This is a genomic window from Mesorhizobium sp. dw_380, from assembly GCF_018588885.1.
Lineage (GTDB): Bacteria > Pseudomonadota > Alphaproteobacteria > Rhizobiales > Rhizobiaceae > Mesorhizobium.
This window is the reverse complement of the sequence record NZ_JAFFIW010000023.1, coordinates 57,728-84,586: the sequence shown is the minus strand read 5'-3', so window position 1 is coordinate 84,586 and position 26,859 is coordinate 57,728. Positions and strand designations below refer to the sequence as shown.

Here is a 26,859-nt window from a genome sequence, read left to right as displayed (position 1 = left end):
CCGTACGACTCGGTCATGTCGGAGGGAAGAGGTGTGATTGCGCTGTGCGGCAAACTGTGGCCGCGGCCTGTAGATAGGATGCATGTGCTCATCAGATTGGTGTGATTGATGGTGGTAGCGCCAGAGCGCTACATCGCAAGACTCACTATTGAGGGCGCGTTCTTTTGCTATCGTTGGCATGCAGCGTGACTGCAAGCCGGATCGAGCGTCACAAGGTCAATCGCGGTTCGGGCAGTGATGGATTGGGTTCGGCGTTGATTGCCAGTTGAGCGTCGAAGGCGCGCTTGTAGGCGGGCCGCGCTTCGCCACGGGCCACATAGGCGGAGAGGTTCGGATATTCGTCCAGGATACCCGACGCTCTCAACCTGAGCAGCACCGAGACCATCATCAGATCGCCCGCGCTGAACGCACCATCGAGCCAGTTGGCCTTGTCAAGATGTCGGGACAGTTGGCCAAGCCGGTTGCGGATGCGATCCTGGACGAGAGGCAGGCGTTGCGCGGCCCAGGACCTGTCGCCTTCCTTGAACTTGGCGGTTACAAGTTCGAGGATCGGCGGCTCCACCGTGTTGAGCGCGGCGAACATCCAGGTGATGGCGCGCGCCCGGGCGTTGGCATCGTCCGGCAACAGGCCCGGATGGCGTTCCGCGATATGGAACACGATCGCCCCGGTCTCGAACAACCCGAGATCGCCTTCTTCATAGGTCGGAATTTGCCCGAAGGGCTGAAGGGCGAGATGCGCCGGTTCCTTCATCGCCTTGAATGAAACCAGGCGAACCTCGTAAGGTTGGCCCGCTTCCTCCAGCGCCCAGCGGACGCGCGTATCGCGCGCCAGTCCCTTGCCGCCGTCGGGCGACCGTTCAAATGCGGTAATGGTGGGGGTCATCGTTTCTCTCGATATCTTTTGTTTCCATCCCAAGGACGAACGACCGGCGCGTTTCACGACACTGACCTCGGAACTTTGCGGCTCGACCGCTGCGCCAAGCCTCGACGAGCATTTCGTGGTGTATCCTGTTCCAATTCCTTTGGGAGGGCGACTTTGGGGATGACCGCCCATCAACCAGCTAAGACGGACGAAGCCGGCGAAAGGATACGTCGCCGGCATCAGGATCTGCGCCGCGTGCTTGGATGGGCGCGAAGCGGATGGGAGCCGCAATTCGGGCGAGCACGGTCGTGAGAGGATTTGCGGACCGAGCGAACGCATTTGCGTTCAACCTGCCCCGAACATAGTCCGGCATTTGGCAGTGGCTTCATCGAGCCAGTTCTCCCGTTGCTCCTCGGAACTGTCGACAACCGGCCTGAACACATGTCGTTCGTGTTCCAGAACTCCGCAATATGGGAGGACGCATCGTCCCCAGATCAGCCCGAGCGGGTCGCCGAGGTCATTCAACTCTCGCGCCGCATCGGTATCGGACGTATTGAAGACAATGGCTTTCTTGATCGACAGCAGGCCTTCGGGCAACCCATCCGCGGTTTTCAGGCGATAGGCGACACCAGGGACCAGAACACGATCAAGCCAGCCCGCCAGAATTGCAGGCGGCTTGCCCCACCAGTTCGGGTGGACGATCAGCAGACCGTCCGCATCCGCGACTTGCGTCCGGTGCTGGATCAAGACGCGATCCTCGGCCCGCGAAAGCGCTTTTTCCAGCGTGTCGCCGACCGTGTAGGCCTCTTCCGCGGTCAGGCACGGATCGAAGCCTTCGATATAGAGATCGTGATGTTCGATAATGTGGCCGTCGCCGACCAGCGCGTTGCGAACGCGTGCGGAAATCGCGTGGCAAAAGCTGTTGGCACGCGGGTGGGCTATGATGGAGAAGATGCGCATCGTTTACTCCTCGGCTTGAGAGGCGCGGGGACGGGCAACCCGAGCTGCCTCGCCTTGGTTGCCGTGCCGACATTGTCGATACCGCACGAAGAGAACGACAAGGTAAATGCTCATTTGCAGCCAATGACGGCAAGGGTCAAAGGCAGCGCTGCCATTGCCGCTAGGATCGGGTCGGTGCAGATCAACGATCTGCAGGCGACGTATCCTTTCGCTCAGCTCGTCCGTCTTAGCTGTTGATGGGCGCGGTCATCCTGAACGTCGCCCTCCTGGACGAATTGGAGCGTGACAATGAACAGCAAGCAGAGCCTGGCCAACAAGATCCACTACGAAACGCTCGCCGAGGCTTGGCGCAGCGGTCGAGAATCGCCGCAGGAAGCCTCCGAGTGGTCTGTCTTGACGGCAGAACCGGGCGGCGTCGATTACATCGAGACCGAACTCGGCGACAAAACCGCACTGTGGGTTCAGCCAAAAACGGCGGCCAAAGATCGGGTCATGCTTTACCTGCACGGCGGTGGCTATGTCGGCGGATCGATCTGGACCCATCGCAAAATGGTCGGACACCTCGCCAAGGCGATTGGCTGTTACGCTTTGCTCCCCACTTACGACTACGTTTTCCAGAGCAAGTTCCCGCGCCAGATCGAGCAGGCCGTGACCGCGTTCCAGTGGCTGGCCGAGCAGGGTATCGCGCCGAAGCACACCATAGCTGCAGGCGATTCTGCCGGCGCGGGCCTGATCGTTGCGGCGGCGCTGAAACTTCGTGATGCCGGACGGCCGCTGCCGGCCGCAATCCTCAGCATCTCCGGCTGGCATGATTTTTCGGCGAGTGGGCACTCTTACGAAACCAACCGCGAGAAGGACGCCTTTTTCCAGAAGGCGGCCGTAGAGATGCTGGCATCGCAAGTCCTCGACGGGGTCGATGCTCGAGATCCATTCGCCAGCCCGATCTTTGCCGATCTCAAGGGCCTGCCGCCGATCTATCTGCAAGCGGGTGGAGACGAAACCCTGGTCGACGACAGCCGGGCGCTCGCCGACCGGGCGAAGGCCGCCGGCGTCGAAGTGCGCTTGGACGTATTTCCGGGGATGCTGCACTCGTTCCAGATGATGGCCGGCCGCGCTCCCGAAGCCGACGACGCGATAGAGCGGTTTGCGCAATGGGTTCGCCCCAAGCTCGGCCTGGCGGGAGCCGTGGCGACACGCGATGAAACTCAGCAGGTCGCATGACTCGCGAAGGAGCTTGCCATGAACGATCCCTTTGCCTCAGCGCCACATCAGGCATGCACAGGAACGATCGTAAGGTTGTCGGAAATGGCGCCTCGGCGCTACAGCCTGGCGGCCCTGCGAAGCGCCATCGCGACCTGGCGCGAGCAGACACGCTTTCGCTGGGAACTCAAGCGCATATCGAGGGACAATCCGCACCTGATCGACGATATCGGTTTGACGAGACGGCAAGCCGAGGAAGAGATCGCCAAGCTGCCCTTCTGGCAACGATGACACGCTGTGAAAGTCAGGAGGTCGCATGACCCGCAAATTGAAAGTGGGGAGCTTCGTCTCGCTCGACGGCGTGATCGAGAACCCGATCAGGATCGCGGGATCGTGCTTCGATGAAGAAGTGAAGGAATATTCGTTCGAAGCTTTGGCCGATGTCGAGTTCCTACTGCTCGGTCGCGTTACTTACGAAATGTTCGCCTCGCGTCCGGAGACGAGAGGTGACAAATACGCAGATCGCCTCAACGGCATGAAGAAGCTCGTCGCCTCCCGGACGCTCAAGAAGATGGCGTGGAACGCCTCGTTGATAAAGGGCGACGTGGCTGCCGAGCTTGCAAGGATCAAGCAACAGCCGGGCGGCAACATCGTGAAATACGGGATCACCAGCCTCGATCGGACCCTGCTCGCCGCGGACCTTGTCGATGAGTATCAGATTTGGGTGATCCCCAAGGTGGTCGGCGAGGGCAAGCGCGCATTTGAAGATGTTGACAATGATCTCGTCCGCCTGAAGCTTGTCGATACGCATCGCTTCAAGAATGGCGTCATGGTCCTCACTTATGTTCCTCAATGACGCTAAGATGTGGCAGGTGAAGGACATGCCTGGGCGACCGATCGGCCTGTTCGACGCGCGGTATCGAGCCTTCCTCGAGACGGTGTCGGGCGTCCGCGCTCAACTGCATCGCTACTGCGCCCGCATGACCCGGAGACGTGGATCATGAAGGTCGGGGCGATCGACGGAGAGCCTGTCGTGCTCGTGCTCTTCCAGCGAGGCCACCAGTGGCAGGTCGCGTGGCCGGTTCGTGTCCATGTCGCAGGCGGCGTCATCGACCACATCGAAGACTATTATGCCTGCCCGTGGGTCATTGGAGCCGCCTCGGAGTCCGACTTGAAGCTCACGCCTGGGCCAGCCGTTTTGGGAAGAGCATAAGGCGACGATTTCTCACTCTGGCTTGGCGGAGTTACGATGGTGAGTCCTCAACGAAAAATCGTGGCCTGCCTCGGATCGAGCAGCACGGCGGGCAAGGGCCAGGCATTCGATTGGATCGCCGAGCTCCGCCGTCGGCCGCGCAACGGGCAATTTGAGTTCCGGAATTTCGGCGTCGGCGGCGACCTGGCCTATAACGCACTGCAGCGGCTGCCGGACGTGCTCGCCTGTCGTCCCGGCAAGGTCATCGTCTGGGTCGGCGGGAATGACGTTCTCGCGCTCGTGTCACGCAAAGTGCGGCGGTTCTTTACGCTATGGAAGCGCCTGCCTCGCACGCCGTCGCCCGATAGGTTCCACGAGAATCTGGCCGAGATAGCCCGCAGGCTGAAGCGCGAGACGGCGGCCGACATCGGCCTTTGTTCGCTCCCTCCAATAGGAGAAGCACCGGATTCCGACGACCCGTTCCAGAGCGAGCTCAACCGGCGGATCAAGGAATATTCTGCGATCGTGGCGGCCGTCGCGCACGAGGAACGCTGCTACTACATCCCGCTCCATGAGGCGATCATCGAGGCAGTTCGCGCCTCGCCTGGCCGGGCCTACACGGCGTTCAACTTTCTTCCATTCTACCGCGATGCCTTTCGCGTACTGGTGCTGCGGCAGCATCCGGACGATGTCGCCCGCAGAAATGGCTGGCTATTTCACACCGACGGCGTGCACTTGAACAGCCGGGCAGCGCTGATCGTGGCGGATCGCATACAGAAGTTCATTGACGCCTGAGCCCAATGCATGTCGCCCAGAAGTGTGCAGCGGTTCTGGGACAACGACATGCATAAAAACAAAGACTTAAAGCGTGTCACCTGAATCCGTTTCAGCGCGACACGCTTTAAGCGGCAAGGCCGTATCCGATTTGCTCACCTATCTGAATGTCTTATCGCGCAGGCTGGCGGCCGGCCGGTTTATCGACCTAGCAACATCGCCACGCGCGATGCGAGAAGCTTAACGATGAACCCGGGAGGATAGCCCCGGTGGCTCGGCACGTCATCGGGAAGGACAACGCCATGCGGTTTGAACTTCGTGCAAATCCGCAGCTGCAGTGGCAGTAGTTCTCCGTGAAACCGAGCTCTGTATGCCGAGACCCAATGCGGACCTCTATCGAAGTTCATGAACATCGCCGAATTGCAGCACGTGGCGATAACCCTATTCGTGACCGAAACTTCCTTAAGCTTATAACCCTTCAGCGATTCGGCCCCCCTGGAGCACTCGATGCGGTCCTTTCGATAGACGATGTATGCGGTGCCGCCATCGGGATCGCGTATGGCGCCAGCACCTGGCAAAGCTTCGATCTGGTCAGCTCCCTTCTGACGTCGCAGTAGCAGACGCTGCTGACGATCGGCCTGCCAAGCGCTTTGAGTTCGACGCCACCGCAAAAGCATATTGCGGTCATGATAGGTGAGTGCGTCATCTGCTGGTGATCATCATGCGATTGCCCTCGCTGTCCCGAAACTCCGCGATCATGCGCCCCGTTTGCCATGGCGCGGGGCGCGGTTCTGTTATGATCTCGGCGCCTCGCGATTTGAGTCTCTGGACGGTGACTTCGATTTCGTTGTCAACCAGCACGAGGACGGGCCCCTCAGATGGTGTTTCGTCCTTGCGCCTTAGCAAGTGGAGGGTGGTATCGGCGCCTGGAAATCCGAGTTCGATCCATCGCCAGCCATCATCGCCCATTGGCTGATCGGCGACGACGCGGCAATTCAAGTGATCGACGTAGAACGCCTTGGCGCGTTCCTGGTCGAACACCGGCAGCTCCGCGAACTGGATGTGCATCGTCGATCTCCCCATTGCATCTCGGTCCAAATCAAACTAGACGGTCCAGTACTATGAGTCAATCGGCAGCGGACACACCAGGAGCATGACCACGACGCGTTCAGCAGGTGTTTCAGAAGAACTAGAACCGCACGGACGGTCGGCGAAAAAGCGGCGGGCCATCCTCGATGCGGCTACAGAGGTGTTTCTGCAAAAGGGCTATCTGGCCACCAACATGGACGAGATCGCGGCGCTTGCGGCGGTGTCGAAACAGACCGTCTACAAGAATTTTCCGAGCAAGGAGACGCTGTTCGTGGAGATCGTGAGCAGCGTGACCAATCGAGCCAGCGATAGGGTCCATACTGAAATGCCGGACCTCGCCGAGGGCGAAGACGTTGCCGAATATCTTCGGCGCTATGCGTACCGACAGCTTACCACTGTACTCACGCCGCGTGTCATGCAGCTGCGCCGTTTGGTAATCGGCGAGGTCGGCCGTTTCCCGGAACTGGCAAAGGCGCTCTTCGATGGTGGACCCGGGCGCGCAATGGCCGCGATGGCAGTGCTGTTCGATCGCTTGGCCGATCGCGGCCTGCTTGCGATCGGTGATCCAGCAGTCGCCGCTTCCCAGTTCAATTGGTTGATCATGGGCGAGCCATTGAACAGGGCCATGCTGTTGGGGGATGATTCAATTCCGAAACCGGCGGAGCTTCGACGACACGCCGCCGCCGGTGTGCGCGTGTTCCTTGCGTCATACGGCAAGTGAGGCACGCCACGGCGGCGAGCGAATGCCGGGGCAACTGTGCGGACCGCTCGGCCGTGTTTGACGGTCTTTTTCGGCCCCAGCGGGTCGCGGCTTGTTGCGGCGGCCGGCCCTGAGCGGACGTACTCTGAAGCGCGCGTGGTTGCGTCTTATCCAGCGAGGTTTATCACCCCTCGTCAGGGTTTGGCTAAGTTCTCGTCGCACGTTGCCCGGAGGCGTGGTCGCTGTGAGGCGCTTAGTTCGCGACCCGGGTGAGGCTCATCCGAGAGCCGACAATCTGGCGGACGGGCTTACCTAAGCACCCACCAACCGACGGTGACACACAGCAAGAACACGAGCGCGGCACACGCGATCAATATATCTCTTCGCGGTTGCCACCTTGGCGGCGGCTTAGCCGGCACAAGCCTGAACTGCCGGGCATGGTCCGTGGCGATTTTCAGTAGAGCTGCAGCCGTTTCATGGGGCGTCCATCCCTGCGTTTCCGAGGCAGCCACCAGCGCAGCGAATGCGGCTTCCAAGGCGACCTCACAGTTGACATCCCGGTCTGGGCTACCCTTTGGCAATATGGGTGGTTCAACGGTTTGGGACATGCACACAAAGCGGCTGGCGCATGAAAGGTTCCTGCATTTTCCTCACTCACTTTCGAAGATCGGCTTCCAGTCACGATTGGAGAAGGGCAGCATCGAGCCAATGCGGGGACGTCGAGCACCATCCGGTGGACGTGGGTCAGGCAGTCGACTGACAAGCCGGAGCCGATCGCTACCTTCTTGCCCAGCGTGTCTTCAACGAAAAGGAGATTTTCACGTCGTGGCAAGCCTCCGGAGGAAGTGAGCTCGCCGGATTCAGGATGCTATTCCTGATTTCTGCGCCAGTCGTTTGCGATTTCACGCAACCAACTCAGTTTGCCGGCATTAATTGGGGAAGCACCGGAGGAAGCCTATGCTAGGGTATAGCGTGCCTCGGGAATTTGAGATCGGCGACGAAGTCGCGCTGACCGGCACGGTCGTCACGGTTCTTCCCAGCGGCCGCGCCAGAGTAAGCATTCCATCGTATGACCCTCCTTATGCGGTCGATCCGCCACCCAAAACCCGCGCTGGAGACAAAGTTGTTCTTGTTGGGGACATCACCCGCATCGACCGCGAAGCCAACAAAGTTGACGGTGCGGATTGACTGCGGCGGCGTCATCACCGTCGACAAGTCGGCGATCACCAGGGTGAAAAAGCACGGCAGCGCTTCAGCGCGCTGACCTTCACCGCGAAGGCCAGGTGGCGGGAAGCTTCAGACCGAGTTTGACCGGTCACCGGCCGACGACAACAGCATCAACGATGGCGCCAGCAGTTCGAGGAAGCAAGCGCGGCCCATCCCGGCTTTGCCGTCGTGAGCACGGTCCTGCAGGCGGGCGGCACGTTCATAATGAGACCGAAGAACTGCTCCCCGAGTCCGCTTGCCACGCTGTAGCAGCTACTCCGGCATATGAAGTATCGGGGGGACATTGGCGAGGGCGAGGAACCGGGATTCAACCTCCTTCAGTGCCGGGGGACACCACGGGGCGTCGCGTTTTGACAACAATGTCTTGTCGGTAACGAAAATTGAAAGCAGGCCGCTGGTCAATCGGCCTAATCTGGTAACGTATTAGGTTTGGCTAAAATACCTGGAGGCCCCAAAATGCAGCAAGCAAAACGAATCCTGGTGACTGGAGGCGCGGGTTTTCTGGGATCGTTCTTGTGTGAGCGGCTGCTTGGCGAAGGTCACGAGGTTATATGCGTCGACAATTTCTTCACCGGAAGCCGAAGAAACGTCTCGCATTTGCTCGACAACAGATCCTTCGAGATCATTCGCCACGACGTGACGTTTCCGCTCTACGTGGAGGTTGACGAGATTTACAATCTTGCCTGTCCTGCGAGCCCCGTTCACTATCAGGACGATCCGGTCCAGACGACCAAGACCAGCGTCCACGGGGCGATCAACATGCTGGGGCTCGCCAAGCGGGTTCGCGCAAAGATCCTTCAAGCGTCCACGTCCGAGGTTTACGGCGACCCTGAAATTCACCCGCAGACCGAGGACTATTGGGGCAAGGTAAACCCAATAGGACCGCGTGCTTGTTACGACGAAGGCAAGCGATGCGCCGAAACGCTGTTTTTCGACTACTGGCGACAGCACAGGCTGCGGATCAAGGTTGCGCGCATCTTCAACACATATGGCCCGAGGATGCGTCCGGACGATGGCCGCGTTGTCTCCAACTTCATCGTGCAAGCCCTGCAGAACGAGCCGATAACGGTGTACGGCACCGGCCAGCAGACACGTTCGTTTTGCTATGTCGACGACCTCATCGACGGTCTGGTTCGCATGATGCAAACGGCTGACGATGTCACCGGTCCGATCAATCTCGGCAATCCGGTCGAATTCACGATGCTCGAACTCGCCAACCTTGTGATCGAAATTACCGGAAGCCGATCGAGGATCAGTTTTTTGCCTTTGCCCATCGACGACCCAAGGCAGCGACAGCCCGATATCGGAAATGCCTTGCGTGAGCTCAATTGGGAGCCAAGAACCCCGTTGCGCGACGGCCTTGTCAAGACCATTGCCTATTTCGAAGGCTTGGTTTCGTCGGGGTATCTACGGCCCGCCGCTGCCGAATGAAGACCGTCCTTGTCACCGGCGGGGCCGGCTACATCGGATCACACTGCTGCAAGGCATTCGCCGAATCGGGTTGGTCGGTCATCACGTATGACAATCTCTCGCGCGGTTGGCGCGACGCGGTCAAATGGGGGCCGATTGTCGAGGGCGACATTTCCGACGCCGAGGCCGTGTCGGCGGCTCTGCGACAATATCGGCCTGATGTGGTGGCGCATTTCGCCGCCTATGCCTATGTGGGTGAGTCGGTCGAACATCCGGGACTCTACTACCGAAACAACAGTTTCGGGTCGCTGGTCTTGCTCGAGGAAATGTTGAAGGCAGGCATCGGTAAGCTGATCTTTTCCAGCACGTGCGCGTCTTATGGCGTTCCGGTTCGCTCTCCGATTGACGAAACGCATCCGCAGTCGCCCATCAATCCCTATGGATGGTCGAAATTTATCATAGAACGGATGGTGGATAATCTCTCCTATGCCCATGGCCTCGACGCGGTCGTGCTGCGGTATTTCAATGCGGCCGGATGCGATCCCGACGGCGAGGTCGGTGAGCGGCATGAACCGGAAACACACGTCATACCGCTCGCCATCGAGGCGGCTGTCAGGCGGGACCGGATCTTTACCGTCAACGGCATCGACTTCGACACACGCGATGGAACCGCGGTGCGGGACTATGTCCATGTCACCGATCTCGCACGTGCTCACGTACTGGCGGGGGAGAAACTGCTCCGCGACAAGGGTGTCCATGTCTACAATCTCGGGACTGGAACTGGAACGACGGTGAAGGAGCTGGTCGATGCGGTCAGCCGGGCATCGGGATCGCGCCTTCCTGTGGTTTACGGTCCGCGCAGGGCAGGTGACCCGCCAGCGCTCGTAGCCGCGGCCGGAAAGGCGCACCGGGAACTTGGCTGGGTGCCTGAGCAATCCGGAATAGACAGGATCGTCGAGACGGCGCTGGCCTGGTACCGCAGCCGATTGTGACAGGTGCCCCACGCTGCCGACCAGCCTACCTTCCGCTGGCTTGAAAGCTGGGCGCATCAAAATGGCCGTGTGAACAACAAAGTGACCAAACCTGCCGCGGCGAAGCATACCCTCAGGGCTGAGCTCGATACTGAATTGCGTCGCACAGTATAGACTGTGCCTCCGGCAGAATTTTTTGGGCGATCTCACCAATTCTTGGTACGCGGCGCGGTTATGCGGTTGTAAAGGTCCGATGCTTGCCCCACATGCGCAGCGACGGGGGCGGACAGCACACAATGCCCGGGTTGGAGCTGGGCGCGGCTGTCAATGAACCAGCGAGATGCGGCAATGTCATTCAAACCGCTGCTTGGTGATGGACGGATTCGGAGCCAAGAAGAGAGGTCGGAGTCCCTTCAAACCGCGTCATGGGCCGGATCCTCGATCGTTTTTGACAATCGGCGATGGACGTGCCGGGTGGCGGAACTTCGCTGGACAGCCCCTCATCATCTGGTCGTCCTGACCGAGGAAGGCGGAACGTCACAAACGTCAATCCGGCACGAGGCTAAATCCGTGTACGACGGAATGGATCGTCCCGGGGCCCTCACCTTCGTGCCCGCGGGCGCCGAGCGACTCGGCTTCTACCGGAACGTGGACCTCACCTACTCGGCCCTATGGATCGATCCCGACGCCAGCATTCCAGGATGCGAACGCTTAGGGGATTTGCCGATCCTGGTGAACAAGAATGATCAGGTCATCGCCACGCTCGTGGGCTCGCTTCGCGACGAGATTGCGCTCGGCCATAAGCCGGACACCGCCTATGTCGAGCATTTGGTGGGCCTTGTCGGCCTCCGCGTGGCCACCTTGAACCGGGAGCAACGCCCGTCTCTGCGTCACGGTTGCCTCAGCCGTCGGGCGCTTGGTCGCGTTCGGGATTATATCGATGCACACATGAATTCCGACATTTCGCTGAGCGCACTGGCAGCCGTCGCAGACATGGCCGTCGACAGTTTCGGACGTCGCTTCAAGGCGACGACCGGCCTTGCGCCATATGCCTATGTGATCGAGCAACGCGTGCGGCGAGCGGAGACGCTGCTGCGCGAAACGGGTCTGTCGATCAGTATCATTGCCGTTCGGCTCGGCTTTTCAAGCCAGAGCCACTTCACCACGACATTTCGGCGTCTCAGGGGCATGACCCCTCGCGTCTATCGGATGCATTTTTCTCCGGAATCCTGACATTGCCGCCGATTTCCTGAAAGAAAGCCGCCGCACGCGTTTCCATCTCCAGGGTCGATGAGCAACAGCACCTGAGGCGCTCGCCATCGGTTGCCGTCAGCGTTCTTCATTGCGACCGGGAGATCATGCATGGCTGAAACAGGGCACAGGAAAGGGCCGACGCGTCGGACGGTATTGGAGGGCGGGGTCGCGACTGGCTTGCTGCTGGCAACCGGGATGCCGGTTGGCGCCGAGCAGGCGGACACCGTCATGGCAACCCCATCGCCCACGCCGGCACCGACGATGCCGATGTCCTTGCGGATCAACGCGAAGGACCTTGCCGTTGATCTCGACCCGCGCACGACGCTGCTCGACGCTCTGCGCAACCATCTCGGCCTCACCGGCTCGAAGAAAGGCTGCGATCACGGCCAGTGCGGTGCATGCACGGTGCTTGTCGACGGACGCCGGATCAATTCCTGCCTGACGCTTGCCGCAATGCATCAGGGCGACGAGATAACCACTATCGAGGGCCTTGCCGAGGGTGATCGGCTGAACCCGGTCCAGGCCGCCTTCGTCGCACGCGATGGTTTCCAATGCGGCTACTGCACGCCAGGCCAGATCTGTTCCGCGGTCGGCATGCTGGGCGAAGCCAGGGCAGGGTGGCCTAGTCATGCGAGCGCCGACGTGGCAGCGGCTTCCGTCGCTCTCACTGATGCCGAGATCCGTGAGCGGATGAGCGGCAACATCTGCCGTTGCGCCGCTTATCCGAACATCGTCGCCGCGATCCGCGACGCGGCAGGGGAGGCGTGAGCAAATGCAATCTTTCACGTATCAACGTGCGGAAAGTGCCGAGCAGGCGGCCGCTGCGGTCGCGACCCGGCCGAACGCCAGGTTCATCAGCGGCGGCACCAACCTTCTCGACCTGATGAAGCTCGAGATCGAGCGGCCGGCGCATCTCGTCGATATCAGCCGGCTGCCGCTCGATCGGATCGAAGAGACGGATGAGGGCGGACTTCGGATCGGTGCCCAGGTCCGCAACAGCGATCTCGCCGCTGATCCACAGGTGAGGTCACGCTATCCAATGCTCGCGCAAGCGCTGCTGGCGGGCGCGTCCGGCCAGATACGCAACAAGGCGTCCACTGCCGGCAATCTCCTGCAGCGCACGCGCTGCCCCTACTTCTACGACCGCAACATGCCTTGCAACAAGCGCGAGCAAGGTTCCGGATGCGCGGCGCTTCAGGGCTTCAATCGCATGCACGCCGTCCTCGGCGCGAGCCAAGCCTGCATCGCGGTCCATCCTTCCGACATGGCCGTCGCCATGTCGGGGCTGGATGCCAGGATCGAGACCATATCGCCCGAGAGAAAGACCCGCACGATCCCGATCGGCGATCTCCATCGATTGCCCGATACGATGCCTGACATGGAGACCGTGCTCGACCACGGCGAGATGATCGCCGCGGTTACCCTGCCGCCTCCGCCACCCGGTCGGCAGATCTACCGCAAGGTGCGCGACCGGGCTTCCTACGCCTTCGCGCTAGTGTCGGTGGCGGCGATCGTCGAAAAAAGCGGCGGCCGCATCCGAAGCGCCCGGATCGCCATGGGCGGCGTGGCGCCGAAGCCCTGGCGCGCAACGGCAGCCGAGCAAAGGCTCACCGGAGCGACGGCGTCCGACGCCGCCTTTACCGACGCCGCTGAGGCGGCACTCGCGGGAGCAGTCGGGCATGGCGGCAACGATTTCAAGATTCCGCTGGCGAAACGGACAGTGCGGCACACGCTCGCCGCCGCCGTCGAACGCGCATGAGGTGATGCGATGACAGAGATGACGACCCCGAACGGCTGTTCTCAGATGCAGGCGCCGAGCAGGAGATCGGCATGAAACTCACGCGACGCGCCGTTGCCGCCTCGGGTGGCGGGCTTTTCGTCTCTGCCGCCGCAGCCTGGGGCGCCACATCCGATCCGGGAGCTCGTCGCGTGCTTGAGGCGGCCGTTGACGCCTTCTTTGCCGGCTGGGCTTCCGGCGACTGGACGGCATTCCTCGATTGTTGCAATGAGACGATGACCTTCCAATTCCCTGTCGGCGAGCAACGAGGTCGACACGGACCGCCCGAGGGCAAGCGGGCGCTAACAGCCTGGACCGCCGCGCATCAAGCGCAGGGAAACAGGATCACCGAATCGACAGTCGATCTCAAGCTCTTCGCCGCCGACTGGGTCATCGTCTGCGATCGCGGGAGCGGGACAATCGGTGGCGCGCCCTACACTGGCCTGCATGCGATCTTCATGCGAGCCGGCCCGACAGGGAAGCTGGTCGAGTTTCGCGAGTATTTCGGCGAGATCGCCGCATGAGTTCCGGCCACCGCGCGATGAACGTGAAGGTGCGAGGAAAAGGCGTTGTCGCGGCCTCCATGCTTCCGAACGCCAAATGAAAGCTTCCAGGTGACTTATGAACGAGACCAAACCCGGACTGCCTGCCGATTCGACCGGCTCCGCCACCCATTCAAGGGTGAAGCCTCGTCCCGATGCTGGCTTGATCGGCCGGCCAATCGACCGCGTCGATGGACCGCTCAAGGTGACGGGACGGGCCACCTACGCCTATGAGCACACGCTGGACGGCATAGCCTATGGCTACATCCTCGGGGCCGCCATTGCCAAGGGCCGCATCGCCGAGATCGACACGGCCGAAGCCGAGAAGGCGCCTGGCGTGTTCCTCGTCATGACGCACCGCAATGCGCCGGCCCAGCCGGATTTCGGCGCCGCCGTCACGCCAACGGTGCCGGAGGTCTTCACGCGCGCCCGACCAGCACTCAACAGCGACCGGGTGCGGTACTATGACGAGCCAATCGCGCTGGTCGTCGCGCAGACGTTCGAGGCGGCACGTGCCGCGGCGGGCCTCATCAGGGTGCGCTATGACGAGGAGCCGGGCCGCTACGATTTCCGGACGCGTATCGCCGACGCCTATGCGCCAAAGCGGACCAATGCCGGCCTTCAGACAGATAGCTTGATCGGCAGCCTCGAGAGCGCTTCTGCGGCGGCTCCGGTCAAGATCGATGCCACCTACCGAACGCCGTTCGAACATCACAATCCGATGGAGCCTCATGCGACGCTCGCTTCCTGGTCGGGCAACGAACTGACGATCCACACGTCGGCGCAGACCCTGGCGAACTTCCGGGCGGGCGTCGCCAGCACGCTCGGCATTGCGCCGGAGCGTGTGCGCATCGTCAGCCCCTTCGTCGGCGGAGGCTTCGGCTGTAAGCTGATCGCCCATGCCGACACGATCCTGGCCGCCCTCGCGGCGCAGGCCCTGCAACGTCCGGTGAAGATCGCGTTTACGCGACAACAGATGTTCGCCAATGCCGGGCACCGCGCAGAGATGATCCAGCAAGTGCGTCTTGGCGCGGACAATGATGGCCGGCTCGCCGGAATCTCACACGACGTCTGGTCCGCTACATCCAGCTTCGAGGAGTATTGCGAGCAAACGGCAGCCTTTACCCGCTCGCTTTATGCGGCACCGAACCGTACCACGCGCCATCGCCTGGTCCCGCTGGATGTCAACCGTGGTGAATGGATGCGCTCGCCGGGCGAAGCGCCCGGGATGCTTGCTTTCGAATGCGCCATGGATGAACTCGCCGAGCGGGTCGGCCTCGATCCGATCGAACTCAGGATCCGCAATGAACCGGCGCAGGATCCCGAGCGCGGCGTGCCGTTCTCCACTCGCAACCTCGTGGCCTGCATGGAGGAAGGCGCGCGTCGCTTCGGCTGGCAGCGCAGAGACCCGACACCGGGCCGCACCCTGGAGGGCCGCAAGCTCATCGGCCGCGGCATGGCTGCCGCGATCCGCCCGAACTACATCGGCGCGGCGACGGCGCGGGTCGCGATCGACCGGAACGGCCAGGTGACGGCACGGCTCGACATGACCGACATCGGCACCGGCACCTATACGATCCTGACCCAGATCGCCGCGGAGAACCTCGGCCTGCCGATCGCGTCGGTCAAGGTGGAGCTCGGCGACAGCCGCTTCCCGCGCACCGCCGGCTCCGGCGGCTCCTGGGGCGCGGCAAGCGCGGGGTCCGCGCTGTATAACGCGTGCGACGCCCTTAAGCAGCGGATCCTGGAGGCGGCGCGGTCGAGCGAAGCCTCGCCGTTGCGCGGTGCGATGGCCACCGAGACAGGCTTTGCCGATGGTGAGGTCAGGGTCGGCCAAAGGTCGGCAAGCCTGGCGGATCTCATCCGCAGGATCGCGCCCGACGGGTTCGAGGCCGAAGGCTCCGTGGCCGCGGGCGCTACCACCGCGTCATACAAGGCTTACTCGCAGCACTCCTATGGAGCCCATTTCGCCGAGGTTGAAGTCGATTGCGATACAAGCGAGATCCGCATGCGCCGCATGCTGGCTGTAATGGCCGCGGGCCGCATCCTCAACGCCAAGACCGCGCGCTCGCAAATCCTCGGTGGCATGGCCTGGGGCATCGGCGCGGCGCTGATGGAGGAGACCGTGCTCGACCCGCGCTACGGCCACTTCGTCAATCACGATCTTGCCGAGTACCATGTCCCGGTCAACGGCGACATTGCAGAGATGGAGGTCGTGTTTCTCGAAGAACAGGACGACAAGGCCAACCCGCTCGGCGCAAAGGGCCTCGGCGAACTCGGCGTTTGCGGTGCGGGAGCTGCCGTCGCCAACGCTGTCTACAACGCAACCGGGGTGCGGGTGCGCGAATTTCCCATCACCCTGGACAAAGTGCTGCCTGCCTTGCCGTTGATTGCCATTTGATGCTGAAAAGCCGTTCTCGCCATGTGGTTGTGCCGACGTCGGCGCCGCCGCCGGGTTTCGGCATTGGGGCCAATTGAAGAAAATAGAATAGGGTCACCGTCCTTTATCCTCAGCATCGGAGGCACTTACGATTTCGTGCTGGCGACGTTGATATTGAGCAACGACGAGGGACGCAGGTCCTTGGCTCTTGATCATGCCGTTCTCTATCCAAATGACATTGGCGGCATCACGCGCCGTTTCTATGCGGTGCGTGATCAGCAAAATTGTCCTTTTGCCAAGCTGCCTGTCAATCGCGCGCCGCACCTGGTCCTCGAGCGCCGTATCGAGTGCGTTCATGGCTTCGTCCAGGATCAGGAAGTCCGGATTGCGCAACACAGCGCGTGCCAGGCCAATGCGCTGCCGCTGGCCGCCGGAAAATCGCAGCCCCTCCTGCCCGATCCAGGTATCGTAGCGATCGGGGAGGTCTTCGACGAATGCCGCGACTCCAGCACTGCCGGCAGCGACAATGATCTCATCTTCGGTCGCATCGGCTTTGGCCATTCGGATATTGTCTGTCACCGTGCCCTCGACGAGGTCGACGTCCTGACCTGTTACCGCGATCTTGGACAGCCAGTCATCCCGCCTGATATCTTGCAGCCGGGTACCGCCAATCTTGATGTCGCCAGAGGTCGGTTCGTATAGCCGCAGGAGGAGGTTCACGATCGTCGTCTTGCCAGCCCCACTTGCGCCGATCAGCGCCGTGGTTTCTCCGGCTGGAATGTCGAACGACAGGTCAGTGAGCACCGGCGTATTCTGATCATACCCAAAACTTACGTGCTCGAACACGATACTCGCGTTCAAACTTCCGAGTGCGATGGTGCCCTGCGATGGATATTCCTTGTCCCCGGACTGTACCATTTCCAACACTGAGCGCAGTTGCGGCTGCAACTGCGCCAGAAACAGCAGGTTGCTCTCGAACTCCTGCGTATGCGGCTGCAGCCGGTAAAGGAGGGCCACAGCGGCCAGCGTCACCTCGAAGCTGATATGCCACCACCCGGAGACCAGGACGATGGAGCCCAACATTCCGAGGTAGCCGATCTCGGTCGTTGGGCCGATCCATGACGAAAGTCGAATCATGGACAGCGATGCGTTGCGCGCGGCCGCCGACGATTGCACGAAGCGGCGCTGGTGAAGCGCCTCCTGTCCATAGGCGCGGATGGTGCGCAACGCCTGGAGGGTCATAAGCATGTGCTCGCCGAGCGATTGATGGATTTTCTTCACCCGATGTCCCAGGTCCCGCGCGGGTCGCGAAAAGATGCGCAAGATCGCCGAGATCGCTATTGAACCAAGGGCTGCGATCAGCAGGATCTTCCAGGAGATCGTGAGCAGAAAGACGGCGAACACGAAGATAGAGCAGCTGTTGATGATGAGCCGGGTCACCGCACCATAGGCTTGCGCCACCAGCCACGATTCGGTCCCGAGCACCTCCATGAGTTGCGATTGCTCGTGCTGTTGGATGGATCCGAACGCGACCGTGAGATATTGTTGGTGGACGAGGTTGCGCACGCGCTCGCTGATCCGTTCGCCGATATTGGAGCTTATCAACGAATACAGCAGCGCCAGTGCTCCGCGCGCGAAGATCAGCAGGAGGATCGCGAAGGCGAGCCGGGTAGGACTGCCGAACCAGCCGACGGCCAGGCTCAGGATTCGACCCTGAAGGCCATTTCCGGCCTCCGTGATCCGGCTGGACACCAAATAAAGGAACAGCAGGATCAGGGTGATGCCGAGCGTCTCGGCCAAGGACGACAGAAAGCCAAGCGCGAGCAGCACGGGTGTCGCCCAGCGCGGCTTGCCAACGATGCGAAGCAAGTGCGAAAGATCGCGCAACGAAGCACGGACCGCACCGCGGCGTATGGCCCCTTTCCCTTCGCTCATTTCAGTTCCCCAGTGGGGAAGCGTACGATCACCCGCGGGTGGACAGGCAGCCGACCGCGCACCAGCTTCATTGCGGCGCGCTTGGCCAAATGCGCTCCAGTCCGGGGCAAATCCACGGCGATTATTCGCATGGCGATCGCGGGATGACGGCGAAGCAGCAATGACAGGATCGGCAACACGTAGCGGGGGTGCCTCTGGCGCAACGTCCGCTCCAGGAGCCATGCCGAATAGAAATGCAGACCTTTGCGCAGCGTAGATGCCGCATCGGGGTGGCGGCCGAGCATCTCGTCCACCACGAGCATCCAGGACCGCAGCATGCGGGTCATGTTGCTCGACATATTCCCCGGTAGATAGCGATACCCCACCAGCGGCTCTTCGACGACTTCGAAGTGGTACGTTTCCGCGACGCGACAGTAGAAGAGGATATCTTCACAACCCTGCGCGCCGGCCTCGCGCAGCCCACCCTCGAAGCCGTTCGCGTCGATCAGCGCCTGCCGGCGTACCAAGGCGGCGCTGCCATTGCCGACGAAGTTGCCGTGGAAAAGGCGTTCAAGCACATCGCCTCGCCAGTTCGGCCGATGCTGATTATCCGTTACCGTGCTCTGCGCATCGATGACCCGATACCAGCAGTAGACGAGCCCCACTTTCTCGTCTGCCCGATCGAACACAGCCAGTTGCCGCTCTATCTTGGTCGGCGCCCAGAGATCGTCGGCATCGACGAATGCAATCAGATCGGACCGCGCCGCTTGCCAACCCGTATTGCGGGCTGCGGCCACGCCGGCATTTTCCTGCTCGATCAGCCGCACACGCGGGTCGGTCTCTATGTGACGTCGGGCGATGGCGACAGTCTGGTCGCTTGAACCATCGTCGACGACAATAATTTCGAGCGCGCGGTGGGACTGCGAGCGAACGCTGCGGAGCGTCTCGTCGATTGTATCTTGCGCGTTGTAAGCGGGGATAATGACACTGACGAGTTCGCCGTTCATTCGAGCACGGCCTCTATAATGGCAACAAAGTCATCGAGCGAACGATCCCCGCGCACCTCGATGCGGGGAAGGTCGATCGGATCGCAATCGAGATCCGCCGGCCCCGGTCTGCCGCCGAAGCCGATTCGATAGCCGCATTCCTTGGCCAGCCGGCCAAGCCGTCGGTCGGTGACGGAGAAAGGCGCCGCGAACGCCGTCGTTGCCCGCCCGGTCCACCGCTCGACGAACATACGCGAGCGCAGCAGCTCAGCGGCCAGCTCGGAGCTCGAAAGACCATCGATGGCGTGATGCGTTGCCAGATGGCTGCCGAAGAATGCACCTTCGGCGGCAAGGCGTCGCACGGTTCCGGCGTCCATGAGTGGTGCCGGGGGACCGCTGTCGGCATCCCACTGCGCGCTCCCCACCAGGTCCGTCACCAGGAACACTTCCGCGGTCAGGTCGTTGGCGCGCAAGATTGGCCAGGCATGGTCGGCAAAGTTCTGCAAGCCGTCATCGAACGTGATGAGCACCGGGCGGCCCACGAAAGGGTGACGGTTGGCGATGAACCATTCGAGCTGCTCTGACATGATCGCGTGAAAGCCATTGGCGCGCAGCCATGCCATCTGACTGTCGAACGCGGCGGGGGTGAAGCGATAGCGGGCTAGGGCGGCCGGACCATCATCGGAGACGCCGTGGTACATGAGAACAGGGATGCGCTGCCGCCGCTCGCTGCGCGCAACGTCACGGCGCAGCGCCCGTGCCCCGCCCCAGACGATGTTTCGCGCGACCTCCGTCTCGATGGGCGCGCGGATCAGGACGTGGTCGAACGTCGGTTCCGCGGCAAGCTCTTCCGGGGACAGGCGGCGGAAGCGGTCTATGCGATAGAGATCGGTCTGGATCGATCGCTCAAGGACGAGCCCTTCGGTCGCTGCCAGCGTCTGGGAGATTACCTGCGCGCCGAATTTCTGGTCCCAATCGAAGCCTGTCCGTTCCATATCGTCACGAAGCACGAAGGCGTGCGCGCTGATGAAACTGCCGCCGGGCGCCAACGCCTCAACGATTTTTGAGGCGACACGCCGCAACTCGTCGAGGTTGTCCAGGAAATAGAGCACTTCCGAGCAGATGATCAGGTCCATCCCGCCTGGCAGTGCATCCGCGCAGAAATCTAGTACCCTGAATTCGACGTTCAGCTGGTCCCCGCATCGCGTGCGCGCCCGCTCGACGGCAATGGCGGAGATATCGGTCGCGATCAAATGACCCACTCGTGGCGCCAGTTGCCGGGTGAAATGGCCCTCCGCACAGGCCAATTCAAGCGCCCGCTTTATGGGGCGTGCCGGCAAAATTTCGAGCTGCCGCTCATATTTTTCCTGCTCGTAGGGCGAACCGTAGTTCCAGGGATCCTCGATCGCGAAATAGCGATCCCAGAACGACTTGCGATTGTTGTCGCGCCCACCGTCCGCCTGTACACGGCGCGGCGATGCGGGAGGCTCTGTCGCTTCGGCGCTCGACCGCACCAACCGTTGCGCTTCCGCTGCCAACCGCGCAAGTCTGCCGTAGTGGCTGTCCCGTTCAGACCGGCGTCCGGCTATCCGCAGCAACGCCTCTGCCGCGGACATATTTGTCTTGTCGGCTACGGCACCCCGTTGCAGGGGGGGCGAAGGCGATCGGCTTGCAAGTCGCGCGGCACCCCTCCAGAAGCGGAATGCCATGCGCCTAAATCCGGAGAGTCGGGAAGGCATGACATTCAGGATCAATTCAACCCAGTGACGCTTTGTCACCGTCCCGAGCACGCCGAACTGCGCGAGCGCCGCGATCTGATCATCCAACATCAGGTAGGCATAGATTTGATCGATCCCTTCCGGCAGTTCGGTCGAGGTCGGGTTTCGGGCATCGACGCGAATCCCGAGTGTGCGGGCCAGCCTGCGCGGAGCGGCGAGGTTATCGAAGTCGAGAAGCATTTGCTCGAGATGATATTGTACGCGACGAGCCGCAACCGGATCGCTCCAGATCTTGCCGAGCTCAACGATCAACTCGGTGAGGGGGCCACAGAACCTGTCCCATCTCGCGGCCAATTGCTGTGGCACCGATAGACTTCCTACCATCAGTCCGTCGAAGACCACCTTGGCGATGTCGGGCGCCCATTCATATCTGGCCGGGAGAGCGCGCAGGATGTGCGGGTGGATCGGGCCGCCGCCGCTGCCGCAATCCGATGCGGCGTTCCACAAGGCGAACCACGCGAGTGCTTCGGAAGCGGCGCGGCCGTCCGCCGAATTCGCTCCGTTGGCGTGCGCGGACGCCGGGCGTTTCACCCGGGGGTCGGCGGAAAAGCCGCGGGCAATCACGATTTCGGCGTCTGCCAGCATCTGCGTCGAATTGCGGGTGAGCGAGTTGGGGCTAGCCCGATAGAAGGCGAGCGGCTCGTCGACCATCACCCAATTTTTGCCGAGACGCGCGACGCGCTGCCACAAATCCCAGTCCTCACAGGTGCGCAGCGTCACATCGAAGGCGCCTAACTCGACGATCGTCGCCCGGTCGATCAGCAGCGCGTGAGTGCGGATGGCACAGCGTCGCGCGAATGTGTCGAACGGTTGGATCGCAACCTCGGGGGCGATGCTCGATGGGGTGAGTTCGCCATCGGGCATCACTCGCCGAGAACCGCAATAGGCAGCCACCGAATCGGGCGCGGTTTCCAGTGCGGCCAGCATTTTCGCGAGGAAGCTGGCGTCCACCCAATCGTCGGCGTCCAGGAACATGAGCCAGCGGCCGCGCGCTAACGAAACCCCCCGATTGCGCGCGCCGGCGGCGCCATGGGCAGAGGAACTCACCGTGCGAAATCGAGCATCGCGCCCAACATAACTGGCGATGATTGCGGCAGTACCATCATCCGAGCCATCGTCGACGATGATCGCCTCCCAATCGGCAATGTCCTGACCGACGAGACAATCGAGTGCTTGTGCCAGCGTCAGCTCCGCGTTACGCGCAGGCACCACGATTGAAACCGAGGGATTGTCCGCCACGTCGCCCTTACCCGCGCTTGGTTCGGAGGTAGAACAGGATTCCCGAAGCATAGCCGGCGATTTCCTGCCAAAGGAAACGATCCTCAGTGGTCCTGCGTCCGAGCAGCCTTCTGCGAACTCTGCCCAGGTACCAAAGTGGCTTCCATTTGAAAGCCTGTTTCAAATTCGCCTTCACGCCAGTCCGTTCATGCTGGACGAGCAATGCGGCCGAGTGACCGCGCATGTAGAAATAAACTTGCTTGGCCAGGCCCTCCATCGTCCGCCTGTGGAAATGGAACGCGACGGAGGTTGGCTGGTAACGGCAATCATATCCATTGGCGAGCAGCCGATACCAATATTCGGAGTCGCCCGAACATCCAGCCTGGCCGACGTCGAGGCGCTCATCGAACAAGCCAGCGCGGTCAAACACGTCACGCCGGAAGGCCATGCTTGCACCGGCACCGATTTTCCAGGCCGGGAATACCTCGTGCTTATTGGCGGCAAAGTCGGCCGCGCGGAATACTTTCGGCCTGTAGCCCTGTCCGAAGCTCCAGAACGTCTCGAAATAGCGCTGCGCTTCGGTAGCAATTTCGGCTGGCAGTACAAGGCCTGTCACTGCGCCGATCGAAGGTCTGTCGAATGCTGTGATCAGTTGCTCGAGCCATTGCGGATGAAGCAGGACATCATCGTCAGTGTAAGCGACGATTTCCGAGGATGCACGCTCGGCGCCCCGATTGCGGGCAATATCCAAACCAGGTCGATCCTCGCGGACGTATATTGCGCCGGCAGCGACCGCTACCTCGCGCGTTTCGCTGCCTGTCGACGCGTTGTCGACCACGATGACCTCTGCCGGAGGGACGCTTTGCTGTGGAAGCGAAGAGAGGCAACGGCGCAACTCGTTCGGCCTGTCGCGTGTGCATATGACCACGCTGGCGCTCGGCAGGTTCAGAACGGGTGGGGCAAGCCTTGGATCTGGAGCCGCCACGGTTGGGGTGGTGTGGCACTCACCGTCGCTCCCTCTGAGCAAATGGCCGACTGGAAGCCCGCCGCGCCACAGCACGATCATGCCAGAATCGCAATTTTCAGGAGCGACTTGGGTGTCTAAATCCACATGGCGGATACCTTCGCAGCCATCCGGGCCAAACAGCTTGTGCAGTTCTGCATTCAACAAATTTGCGCGCCGGTTCGGCGTGTCGGACATCTTCACCAGCTCATTTCGCTATAAAGGGGCCGAAATTCGCTCTTGTCGTTTCGCATTCGTCTGACACCCATCTTGAGCCATCGAGGAACCAGTCGGGCCCTGCAATACTCTTCCAGCATATTGGGCAGGCGAGAGATCGCAACGCCCGGTTCCGTTACAAAGAGCCTCTTGAGCAGTTCGCCGGCCGCGAAAAATCGTCCCTCAATCAAAGCTCTTGTGGCAAGCCAATGGATCATGTCGAACAAATGGGCATCAAAATCGCTCCCGAATGACGGATATTTTTCACGAAATTCGGCAAGGACAATTTCACAGGAACGAAGCATCTGCATGACATCGCTCGACATGTTGACGTTCGTCATCCGGTAACCGACAAGGTACTGAGGCACGACGCGGAACTCGTAACTTTCCGCCATTCTGAGGCACATCAGAAGATCCTCGCAGCCTTGTGCGTTCCTGGCTCGCAAGGACGGATCGAATTGCCCCACTCGCTCGAATGCAGAGCGACGCAAGAGCATCGAGCTACCGTTGCCGACCAGGTTTTGTCTGCACATGCGCTGGAATACGTGACCTTCGGCGTCAGGCTGATGGCGCAACGAGAATACCCGACCATCCTGGTCGATATGCGCAAACCAGCAATAGGCCAAGCCCGCCGAAGGACCACCTTCCTGCAAGGCGCGCAATTGCAGTGCGATTTTCGAAGGGGCCCAAAGATCATCTGCGTCGACAAACGCCAGAAATTCCGCGTCCGTGGAAGCCGCGCCGCGGTTGCGAGCGTGCGCAACGCCGCCATTCGACTGTTCTATGAGGCGTATGCGCCGATCTTTTTCGGCATAGGAGGCCACGATCGATGCGGACTCGTCCGTCGAACCATCGTCGACCACGATAATGTCCAATGCCTGGTAGTTCTGCCGGCAGATGCTGGTCAGGGTAGAGCGAATGGTTCTCTCAGCATTGAACATCGGGACCACGACGCCAACCGTGGTTTTGTGCTGAATCATTGGCGACTTCGTTTTCTCCCCTTCGGTAAAAACGGCTATGCTGCCATGGTGTCAGTCTGCTCTCAATGATCAGGCGAATTCGCGGCAAAATTACTCGGGCGTTCCCTTCCATCCGACCAAGGGGATTGCGATCGCGACCAAATCACATCGAATCCAGGTAAAGAGGCGCGAGATCCGTCGCGTCTCAGAAACGGCTATTTCATTAGCTTCTCCTGAATAATAATGTCAACCAGCGGGCACGATGGCCCATGCATCGTATCCAGTTGCCGCGAATGGGGTATGCGCTGATTGCTCCCGTTTTTGTTTCGAGATCGGATGCTTTCCGGATAAATCTTCACCGGCTCCCCACGCCTAGCGTGGAGGATGCAAAGAGCCAATGGTGACAATCGAACCTACTCTCCATTTTCGTTTGCGGCAGGTGGCCTTATGATCGTGACATCGCAAAGCGACAACGTCCTCGGCGGCACGTCGGGAAGGTGGCGCGTCTGGTCGCTCTCGGACGGTTACATCGAGATGCCAGCGGACCTTCTGCGGGATCCGCAGGACAATCCGGTGCCGCAAGCCGCGCAGGCAGGGGCGCTTCGCCTGTCTGTCAATTGCTTTGCCCTCGCAGGTCCAGGCGTTCTGATCGACAGCGGAGGAGGGGGCTGGGTCTCGACAGTGGGGCGTCTCGAGCAGGCCATGGCGGAAGCCAAGATCGCCCCGGCTTCGATCACGGTCCTGGCGCTCACCCACACCCACCAGGATCATGTGCACGGACTTTTGACCCCCGACGGCCGAGCGCTCTTTCCAAACTTGAAGGCGATCGTCATTCCCGAGGCGGCTGTGGAGAGCTTTTTCGCTTACGCGCACCTTGCGCAGTTCCGGCCCCTGCTGAGGCCCATCCAGAATGGCGACCAGGTGGCTGAGCGATTGAGGGCGGTCGCCCTGCCCGGTCATGCTGCCGGTCATACCGGCTACGCGTTCGACACGGACGAGGACCGTTTCCTATTCTTCGGGGACGTCGTTCATGTGCCGGCCTTGCAGTTCGGCAATCCCGCGTTCAGTTGGGGCTATGACGACGATCAGCTGACCGCATGCGCAACCCGCCTAAGGGTTTTCCACGACGCGGCCGAGGCGGGGACGTGGATCGCCGGCGCGCACCTTGGCAGGCCGGGCATTGGTCGCGTGGTGCGTAAGGGCGAAGCATACGGCTATGAGCCGGCAGAAGGACGAGTGACCGGACAGGCGGCCCGGGGCTGATCGGTTCTGCCGCTCTCTACCCGAGGCATGCGCGTGGTCCGCACGCCGAACGCTGCGCGGTTCCGGCCCAATAAAGGGCGATGGGTTCGGTCAGCGCATTGATTAAATCAGATTCCCAGATATACAAGGCAACTTCGGGTATGGATAGACTGGCCATTCATGAGTCGCAATTTTCTGGTGATCGAACCCGAGGAGGGCATTGCCGTGCTCAAGGGGCTTGCCTCCTTGGCGCGCATTTCCATGCTGAAACTGCTGCATGAAAAAGGGCCGATGAATGTCAACGACATCGCCGCTGTGTTGTCGCTGCCGCAATCGACAGTCTCGACCAATATCCAGGTGCTTGAGGATGCGGGCCTGATTCGCACCGAGAACCAGAAGGCGAAGAAGGGCAGCCAGAAGATTTGCTATCCGACCGCCGAAGAAGTGCTCGTGGTCTTCAAGAGCGAATATCGTGCCGTCAAGAATGACGCGATCGAAGTGTCGATGCCGATCGGACTTTACACCGGCTTCGAGGTGACGGCGCCCTGCGGCCTGTGCTCGCCGGACGGCATCATCGGTCTGCTCGACGTGCCGAACACATTCCTCGATCCGGACCGTATGAAGGCGGGCCTATTGTGGTTCACGCGCGGCTTTGTCGAATACCAGTTCCCCAACAATGCCAAGCTCGCCAATGCCGAGATCACTGGGCTCGAAGTGTTGGCGGAACTGTCCTCGGAGGTGCCGGGCACCAGCGCCGACTGGCCCTCCGACATCACATTGGCGATCAATGGCGTCGATGTCGGCACCTGGACGTCACCCGGTGATTTTGGCGACAAGCGCGGCGTGTTCACACCTTCCTGGTGGAAGCTCAAGGGCTCGCAATATGGCAAGCTCAAGAACTGGCGAATTTCCACTGATGGCACCTATGTCGACGGCGTCAGGATTTCCGAAGTCAGCCTCGCCGCACTCGACCTCAAGGCCCATCATTCGATCCGCGTCCGTATCGGCGTCAAAGACGATGCCAAGCGGCCGGGCGGGGTCAACATTTTCGGCAAGGGGTTTGGAAATTACGACCAGGACATCTTGCTTCGGATCAAAACCAGTTGATATCACAAAACCGGGTTTTAAAGAAAGCGGAGCAATTTCAGCCTGTTGCCTTCATCTGCAGGCAAAATCTCTAGTCAATTATCAGACTTTTGACTGTT

General features: G+C 61.0%; 23 protein-coding genes. 15 read left to right on the top strand and 8 right to left on the bottom strand.

The window, feature by feature from the left end; genetic code table 11:
• Positions 1–208: 208 nt before the first annotated feature.
• Both JT360_RS21410 and JT360_RS21405 read right to left on the bottom strand, forming a co-directional pair.
• Positions 209–883: a glutathione S-transferase family protein gene (locus JT360_RS21410; RefSeq protein ID WP_214473805.1), complete on the bottom strand. Its 675-nt coding sequence runs from the start codon at positions 881–883 to the stop codon at positions 209–211.
• Positions 884–1,207: 324 nt separating this feature from the next.
• Positions 1,208–1,822: an NAD(P)H-dependent oxidoreductase gene (locus tag JT360_RS21405; RefSeq protein ID WP_214473766.1), complete on the bottom strand. Its 615-nt coding sequence runs from the start codon at positions 1,820–1,822 to the stop codon at positions 1,208–1,210.
• 288 nt (positions 1,823–2,110) lie between these two features.
• On the opposite strand from JT360_RS21405, the gene JT360_RS21400 reads away from it, so the two are divergent.
• From JT360_RS21400 to JT360_RS21385, 4 genes are all read left to right on the top strand, one after another.
• Entirely contained in the window at positions 2,111–3,043 is a 933-nt protein-coding gene (locus JT360_RS21400; protein WP_214473764.1) for an alpha/beta hydrolase, read from the top strand.
• 84 nt (positions 3,044–3,127) lie between these two features.
• Positions 3,128–3,313, top strand: coding sequence for a DUF1127 domain-containing protein (locus tag JT360_RS21395; RefSeq protein ID WP_214473763.1), 186 nt, complete (start codon positions 3,128–3,130; stop codon positions 3,311–3,313).
• Positions 3,314–3,338: 25 nt separating this feature from the next.
• Positions 3,339–3,878: a dihydrofolate reductase family protein gene (locus JT360_RS21390; RefSeq protein WP_214473761.1), complete on the top strand. Its 540-nt coding sequence runs from the start codon at positions 3,339–3,341 to the stop codon at positions 3,876–3,878.
• A gap of 417 nt (positions 3,879–4,295) precedes the next feature.
• Positions 4,296–5,009, top strand: a complete 714-nt coding sequence (locus tag JT360_RS21385; protein ID WP_214473760.1) for an SGNH/GDSL hydrolase family protein — start codon at positions 4,296–4,298, stop codon at positions 5,007–5,009.
• A gap of 681 nt (positions 5,010–5,690) precedes the next feature.
• Here JT360_RS21385 and JT360_RS21380 read toward each other — a convergent pair.
• Positions 5,691–6,056 (bottom strand): VOC family protein, encoded by a 366-nt coding sequence (locus tag JT360_RS21380; protein WP_214473759.1) that lies wholly within the window; start codon positions 6,054–6,056, stop codon positions 5,691–5,693.
• A gap of 85 nt (positions 6,057–6,141) precedes the next feature.
• Between JT360_RS21380 and JT360_RS21375 the strand changes: the two genes are divergently transcribed.
• The 9 genes from JT360_RS21375 to JT360_RS21335 all read left to right on the top strand — a co-directional run bounded on the left by JT360_RS21375 (position 6,142) and on the right by JT360_RS21335 (position 16,359).
• A complete protein-coding gene (locus JT360_RS21375) occupies positions 6,142–6,798 on the top strand; it encodes a TetR/AcrR family transcriptional regulator (protein WP_214473758.1) in 657 nt (218 codons plus the stop codon).
• A gap of 936 nt (positions 6,799–7,734) precedes the next feature.
• Positions 7,735–7,965 carry a hypothetical protein gene (locus JT360_RS21370; RefSeq protein WP_250888966.1) on the top strand — a complete coding sequence of 77 codons (231 nt, stop codon included), beginning with the start codon at positions 7,735–7,737 and terminating at the stop codon, positions 7,963–7,965.
• A 495-nt stretch (positions 7,966–8,460) separates the two neighbouring features.
• Positions 8,461–9,435: a UDP-glucuronic acid decarboxylase family protein gene (locus tag JT360_RS21365; RefSeq protein ID WP_214473802.1), complete on the top strand. Its 975-nt coding sequence runs from the start codon at positions 8,461–8,463 to the stop codon at positions 9,433–9,435.
• Positions 9,432–10,406 (top strand): UDP-glucose 4-epimerase GalE, encoded by a 975-nt coding sequence (gene galE / locus JT360_RS21360; protein ID WP_214473757.1) that lies wholly within the window; start codon positions 9,432–9,434, stop codon positions 10,404–10,406. The genes JT360_RS21365 and galE overlap by 4 nt, the downstream gene beginning before the upstream one ends.
• 327 nt (positions 10,407–10,733) lie before the next feature.
• Positions 10,734–11,618 (top strand): helix-turn-helix domain-containing protein, encoded by an 885-nt coding sequence (locus JT360_RS21355; RefSeq protein ID WP_214473756.1) that lies wholly within the window; start codon positions 10,734–10,736, stop codon positions 11,616–11,618.
• A gap of 129 nt (positions 11,619–11,747) precedes the next feature.
• Entirely contained in the window at positions 11,748–12,407 is a 660-nt protein-coding gene (locus JT360_RS21350) for a 2Fe-2S iron-sulfur cluster-binding protein (RefSeq protein ID WP_214473754.1), read from the top strand.
• A gap of 4 nt (positions 12,408–12,411) precedes the next feature.
• Positions 12,412–13,398, top strand: coding sequence for an FAD binding domain-containing protein (locus tag JT360_RS21345; protein WP_214473752.1), 987 nt, complete (start codon positions 12,412–12,414; stop codon positions 13,396–13,398).
• Between the two features lie 71 nt (positions 13,399–13,469).
• The gene (locus JT360_RS21340; RefSeq protein ID WP_250888965.1) at positions 13,470–13,940 is read left to right on the top strand and encodes a nuclear transport factor 2 family protein; all 471 of its coding nucleotides are present in this window, start codon (positions 13,470–13,472) and stop codon (positions 13,938–13,940) included.
• A gap of 97 nt (positions 13,941–14,037) precedes the next feature.
• Positions 14,038–16,359, top strand: a complete 2,322-nt coding sequence (locus JT360_RS21335) for a xanthine dehydrogenase family protein molybdopterin-binding subunit (RefSeq protein ID WP_250888964.1) — start codon at positions 14,038–14,040, stop codon at positions 16,357–16,359.
• Positions 16,360–16,452: 93 nt separating this feature from the next.
• Here the strand turns inward: JT360_RS21335 and JT360_RS21330 are convergent, their stop codons facing one another.
• The 5 genes from JT360_RS21330 to JT360_RS21310 are packed head-to-tail and all read right to left on the bottom strand — an operon-like array spanning position 16,453 to position 24,433.
• A complete protein-coding gene (locus tag JT360_RS21330; RefSeq protein WP_214473750.1) occupies positions 16,453–18,273 on the bottom strand; it encodes an ABC transporter ATP-binding protein in 1,821 nt (606 codons plus the stop codon).
• Positions 18,270–19,259 (bottom strand): glycosyltransferase family 2 protein, encoded by a 990-nt coding sequence (locus tag JT360_RS21325; RefSeq protein ID WP_214473748.1) that lies wholly within the window; start codon positions 19,257–19,259, stop codon positions 18,270–18,272. The genes JT360_RS21330 and JT360_RS21325 overlap by 4 nt, the downstream gene beginning before the upstream one ends.
• Complete coding sequence (locus JT360_RS21320; RefSeq protein WP_250888963.1) at positions 19,256–22,306, bottom strand: trifunctional glycosyltransferase/class I SAM-dependent methyltransferase/polysaccharide deacetylase; 3,051 nt, start codon at positions 22,304–22,306, stop codon at positions 19,256–19,258. The genes JT360_RS21325 and JT360_RS21320 overlap by 4 nt, the downstream gene beginning before the upstream one ends.
• The gene (locus JT360_RS21315; RefSeq protein ID WP_214473746.1) at positions 22,263–23,435 is read right to left on the bottom strand and encodes a glycosyltransferase family 2 protein; all 1,173 of its coding nucleotides are present in this window, start codon (positions 23,433–23,435) and stop codon (positions 22,263–22,265) included. The genes JT360_RS21320 and JT360_RS21315 overlap by 44 nt, the downstream gene beginning before the upstream one ends.
• A gap of 2 nt (positions 23,436–23,437) precedes the next feature.
• On the bottom strand, positions 23,438–24,433 hold the full coding sequence (locus JT360_RS21310; RefSeq protein WP_214473744.1) for a glycosyltransferase family 2 protein: 996 nt from the start codon (positions 24,431–24,433) through the stop codon (positions 23,438–23,440).
• Positions 24,434–24,859: 426 nt separating this feature from the next.
• Between JT360_RS21310 and JT360_RS21305 the strand changes: the two genes are divergently transcribed.
• Both JT360_RS21305 and JT360_RS21300 read left to right on the top strand, forming a co-directional pair.
• On the top strand, positions 24,860–25,675 hold the full coding sequence (locus JT360_RS21305; RefSeq protein WP_214473742.1) for an MBL fold metallo-hydrolase: 816 nt from the start codon (positions 24,860–24,862) through the stop codon (positions 25,673–25,675).
• A 159-nt stretch (positions 25,676–25,834) separates the two neighbouring features.
• Positions 25,835–26,761, top strand: coding sequence for an ArsR/SmtB family transcription factor (locus JT360_RS21300; protein WP_214473734.1), 927 nt, complete (start codon positions 25,835–25,837; stop codon positions 26,759–26,761).
• Positions 26,762–26,859: the final 98 nt, after the last annotated feature.

Excerpts from the sequence above, each read along its gene's own strand:
- JT360_RS21410 (WP_214473805.1), bottom strand. The coding sequence starts at position 883 with ATGACCCCCACCATTACCGCATTTGAACGGTCGCCCGACGGCGGCAAG.
- JT360_RS21405 (WP_214473766.1), bottom strand. The coding sequence starts at position 1,822 with ATGCGCATCTTCTCCATCATAGCCCACCCGCGTGCCAACAGCTTTTGC.
- JT360_RS21400 (WP_214473764.1), top strand. The coding sequence starts at position 2,111 with ATGAACAGCAAGCAGAGCCTGGCCAACAAGATCCACTACGAAACGCTC.
- JT360_RS21395 (WP_214473763.1), top strand. The coding sequence starts at position 3,128 with ATGGCGCCTCGGCGCTACAGCCTGGCGGCCCTGCGAAGCGCCATCGCG.
- JT360_RS21390 (WP_214473761.1), top strand. The coding sequence starts at position 3,339 with ATGACCCGCAAATTGAAAGTGGGGAGCTTCGTCTCGCTCGACGGCGTG.
- JT360_RS21380 (WP_214473759.1), bottom strand. The coding sequence starts at position 6,056 with ATGCACATCCAGTTCGCGGAGCTGCCGGTGTTCGACCAGGAACGCGCC.
- JT360_RS21375 (WP_214473758.1), top strand. The coding sequence starts at position 6,142 with ATGACCACGACGCGTTCAGCAGGTGTTTCAGAAGAACTAGAACCGCAC.
- JT360_RS21370 (WP_250888966.1), top strand. The coding sequence starts at position 7,735 with ATGCTAGGGTATAGCGTGCCTCGGGAATTTGAGATCGGCGACGAAGTC.
- JT360_RS21365 (WP_214473802.1), top strand. The coding sequence starts at position 8,461 with ATGCAGCAAGCAAAACGAATCCTGGTGACTGGAGGCGCGGGTTTTCTG.
- galE (WP_214473757.1), top strand. The coding sequence starts at position 9,432 with ATGAAGACCGTCCTTGTCACCGGCGGGGCCGGCTACATCGGATCACAC.
- JT360_RS21355 (WP_214473756.1), top strand. The coding sequence starts at position 10,734 with ATGTCATTCAAACCGCTGCTTGGTGATGGACGGATTCGGAGCCAAGAA.
- JT360_RS21350 (WP_214473754.1), top strand. The coding sequence starts at position 11,748 with ATGGCTGAAACAGGGCACAGGAAAGGGCCGACGCGTCGGACGGTATTG.
- JT360_RS21345 (WP_214473752.1), top strand. The coding sequence starts at position 12,412 with ATGCAATCTTTCACGTATCAACGTGCGGAAAGTGCCGAGCAGGCGGCC.
- JT360_RS21340 (WP_250888965.1), top strand. The coding sequence starts at position 13,470 with ATGAAACTCACGCGACGCGCCGTTGCCGCCTCGGGTGGCGGGCTTTTC.
- JT360_RS21335 (WP_250888964.1), top strand. The coding sequence starts at position 14,038 with ATGAACGAGACCAAACCCGGACTGCCTGCCGATTCGACCGGCTCCGCC.
- JT360_RS21330 (WP_214473750.1), bottom strand. The coding sequence starts at position 18,273 with ATGAGCGAAGGGAAAGGGGCCATACGCCGCGGTGCGGTCCGTGCTTCG.
- JT360_RS21325 (WP_214473748.1), bottom strand. The coding sequence starts at position 19,259 with ATGAACGGCGAACTCGTCAGTGTCATTATCCCCGCTTACAACGCGCAA.
- JT360_RS21320 (WP_250888963.1), bottom strand. The coding sequence starts at position 22,306 with ATGCTTCGGGAATCCTGTTCTACCTCCGAACCAAGCGCGGGTAAGGGC.
- JT360_RS21315 (WP_214473746.1), bottom strand. The coding sequence starts at position 23,435 with ATGTCCGACACGCCGAACCGGCGCGCAAATTTGTTGAATGCAGAACTG.
- JT360_RS21310 (WP_214473744.1), bottom strand. The coding sequence starts at position 24,433 with ATGATTCAGCACAAAACCACGGTTGGCGTCGTGGTCCCGATGTTCAAT.
- JT360_RS21305 (WP_214473742.1), top strand. The coding sequence starts at position 24,860 with ATGATCGTGACATCGCAAAGCGACAACGTCCTCGGCGGCACGTCGGGA.
- JT360_RS21300 (WP_214473734.1), top strand. The coding sequence starts at position 25,835 with ATGAGTCGCAATTTTCTGGTGATCGAACCCGAGGAGGGCATTGCCGTG.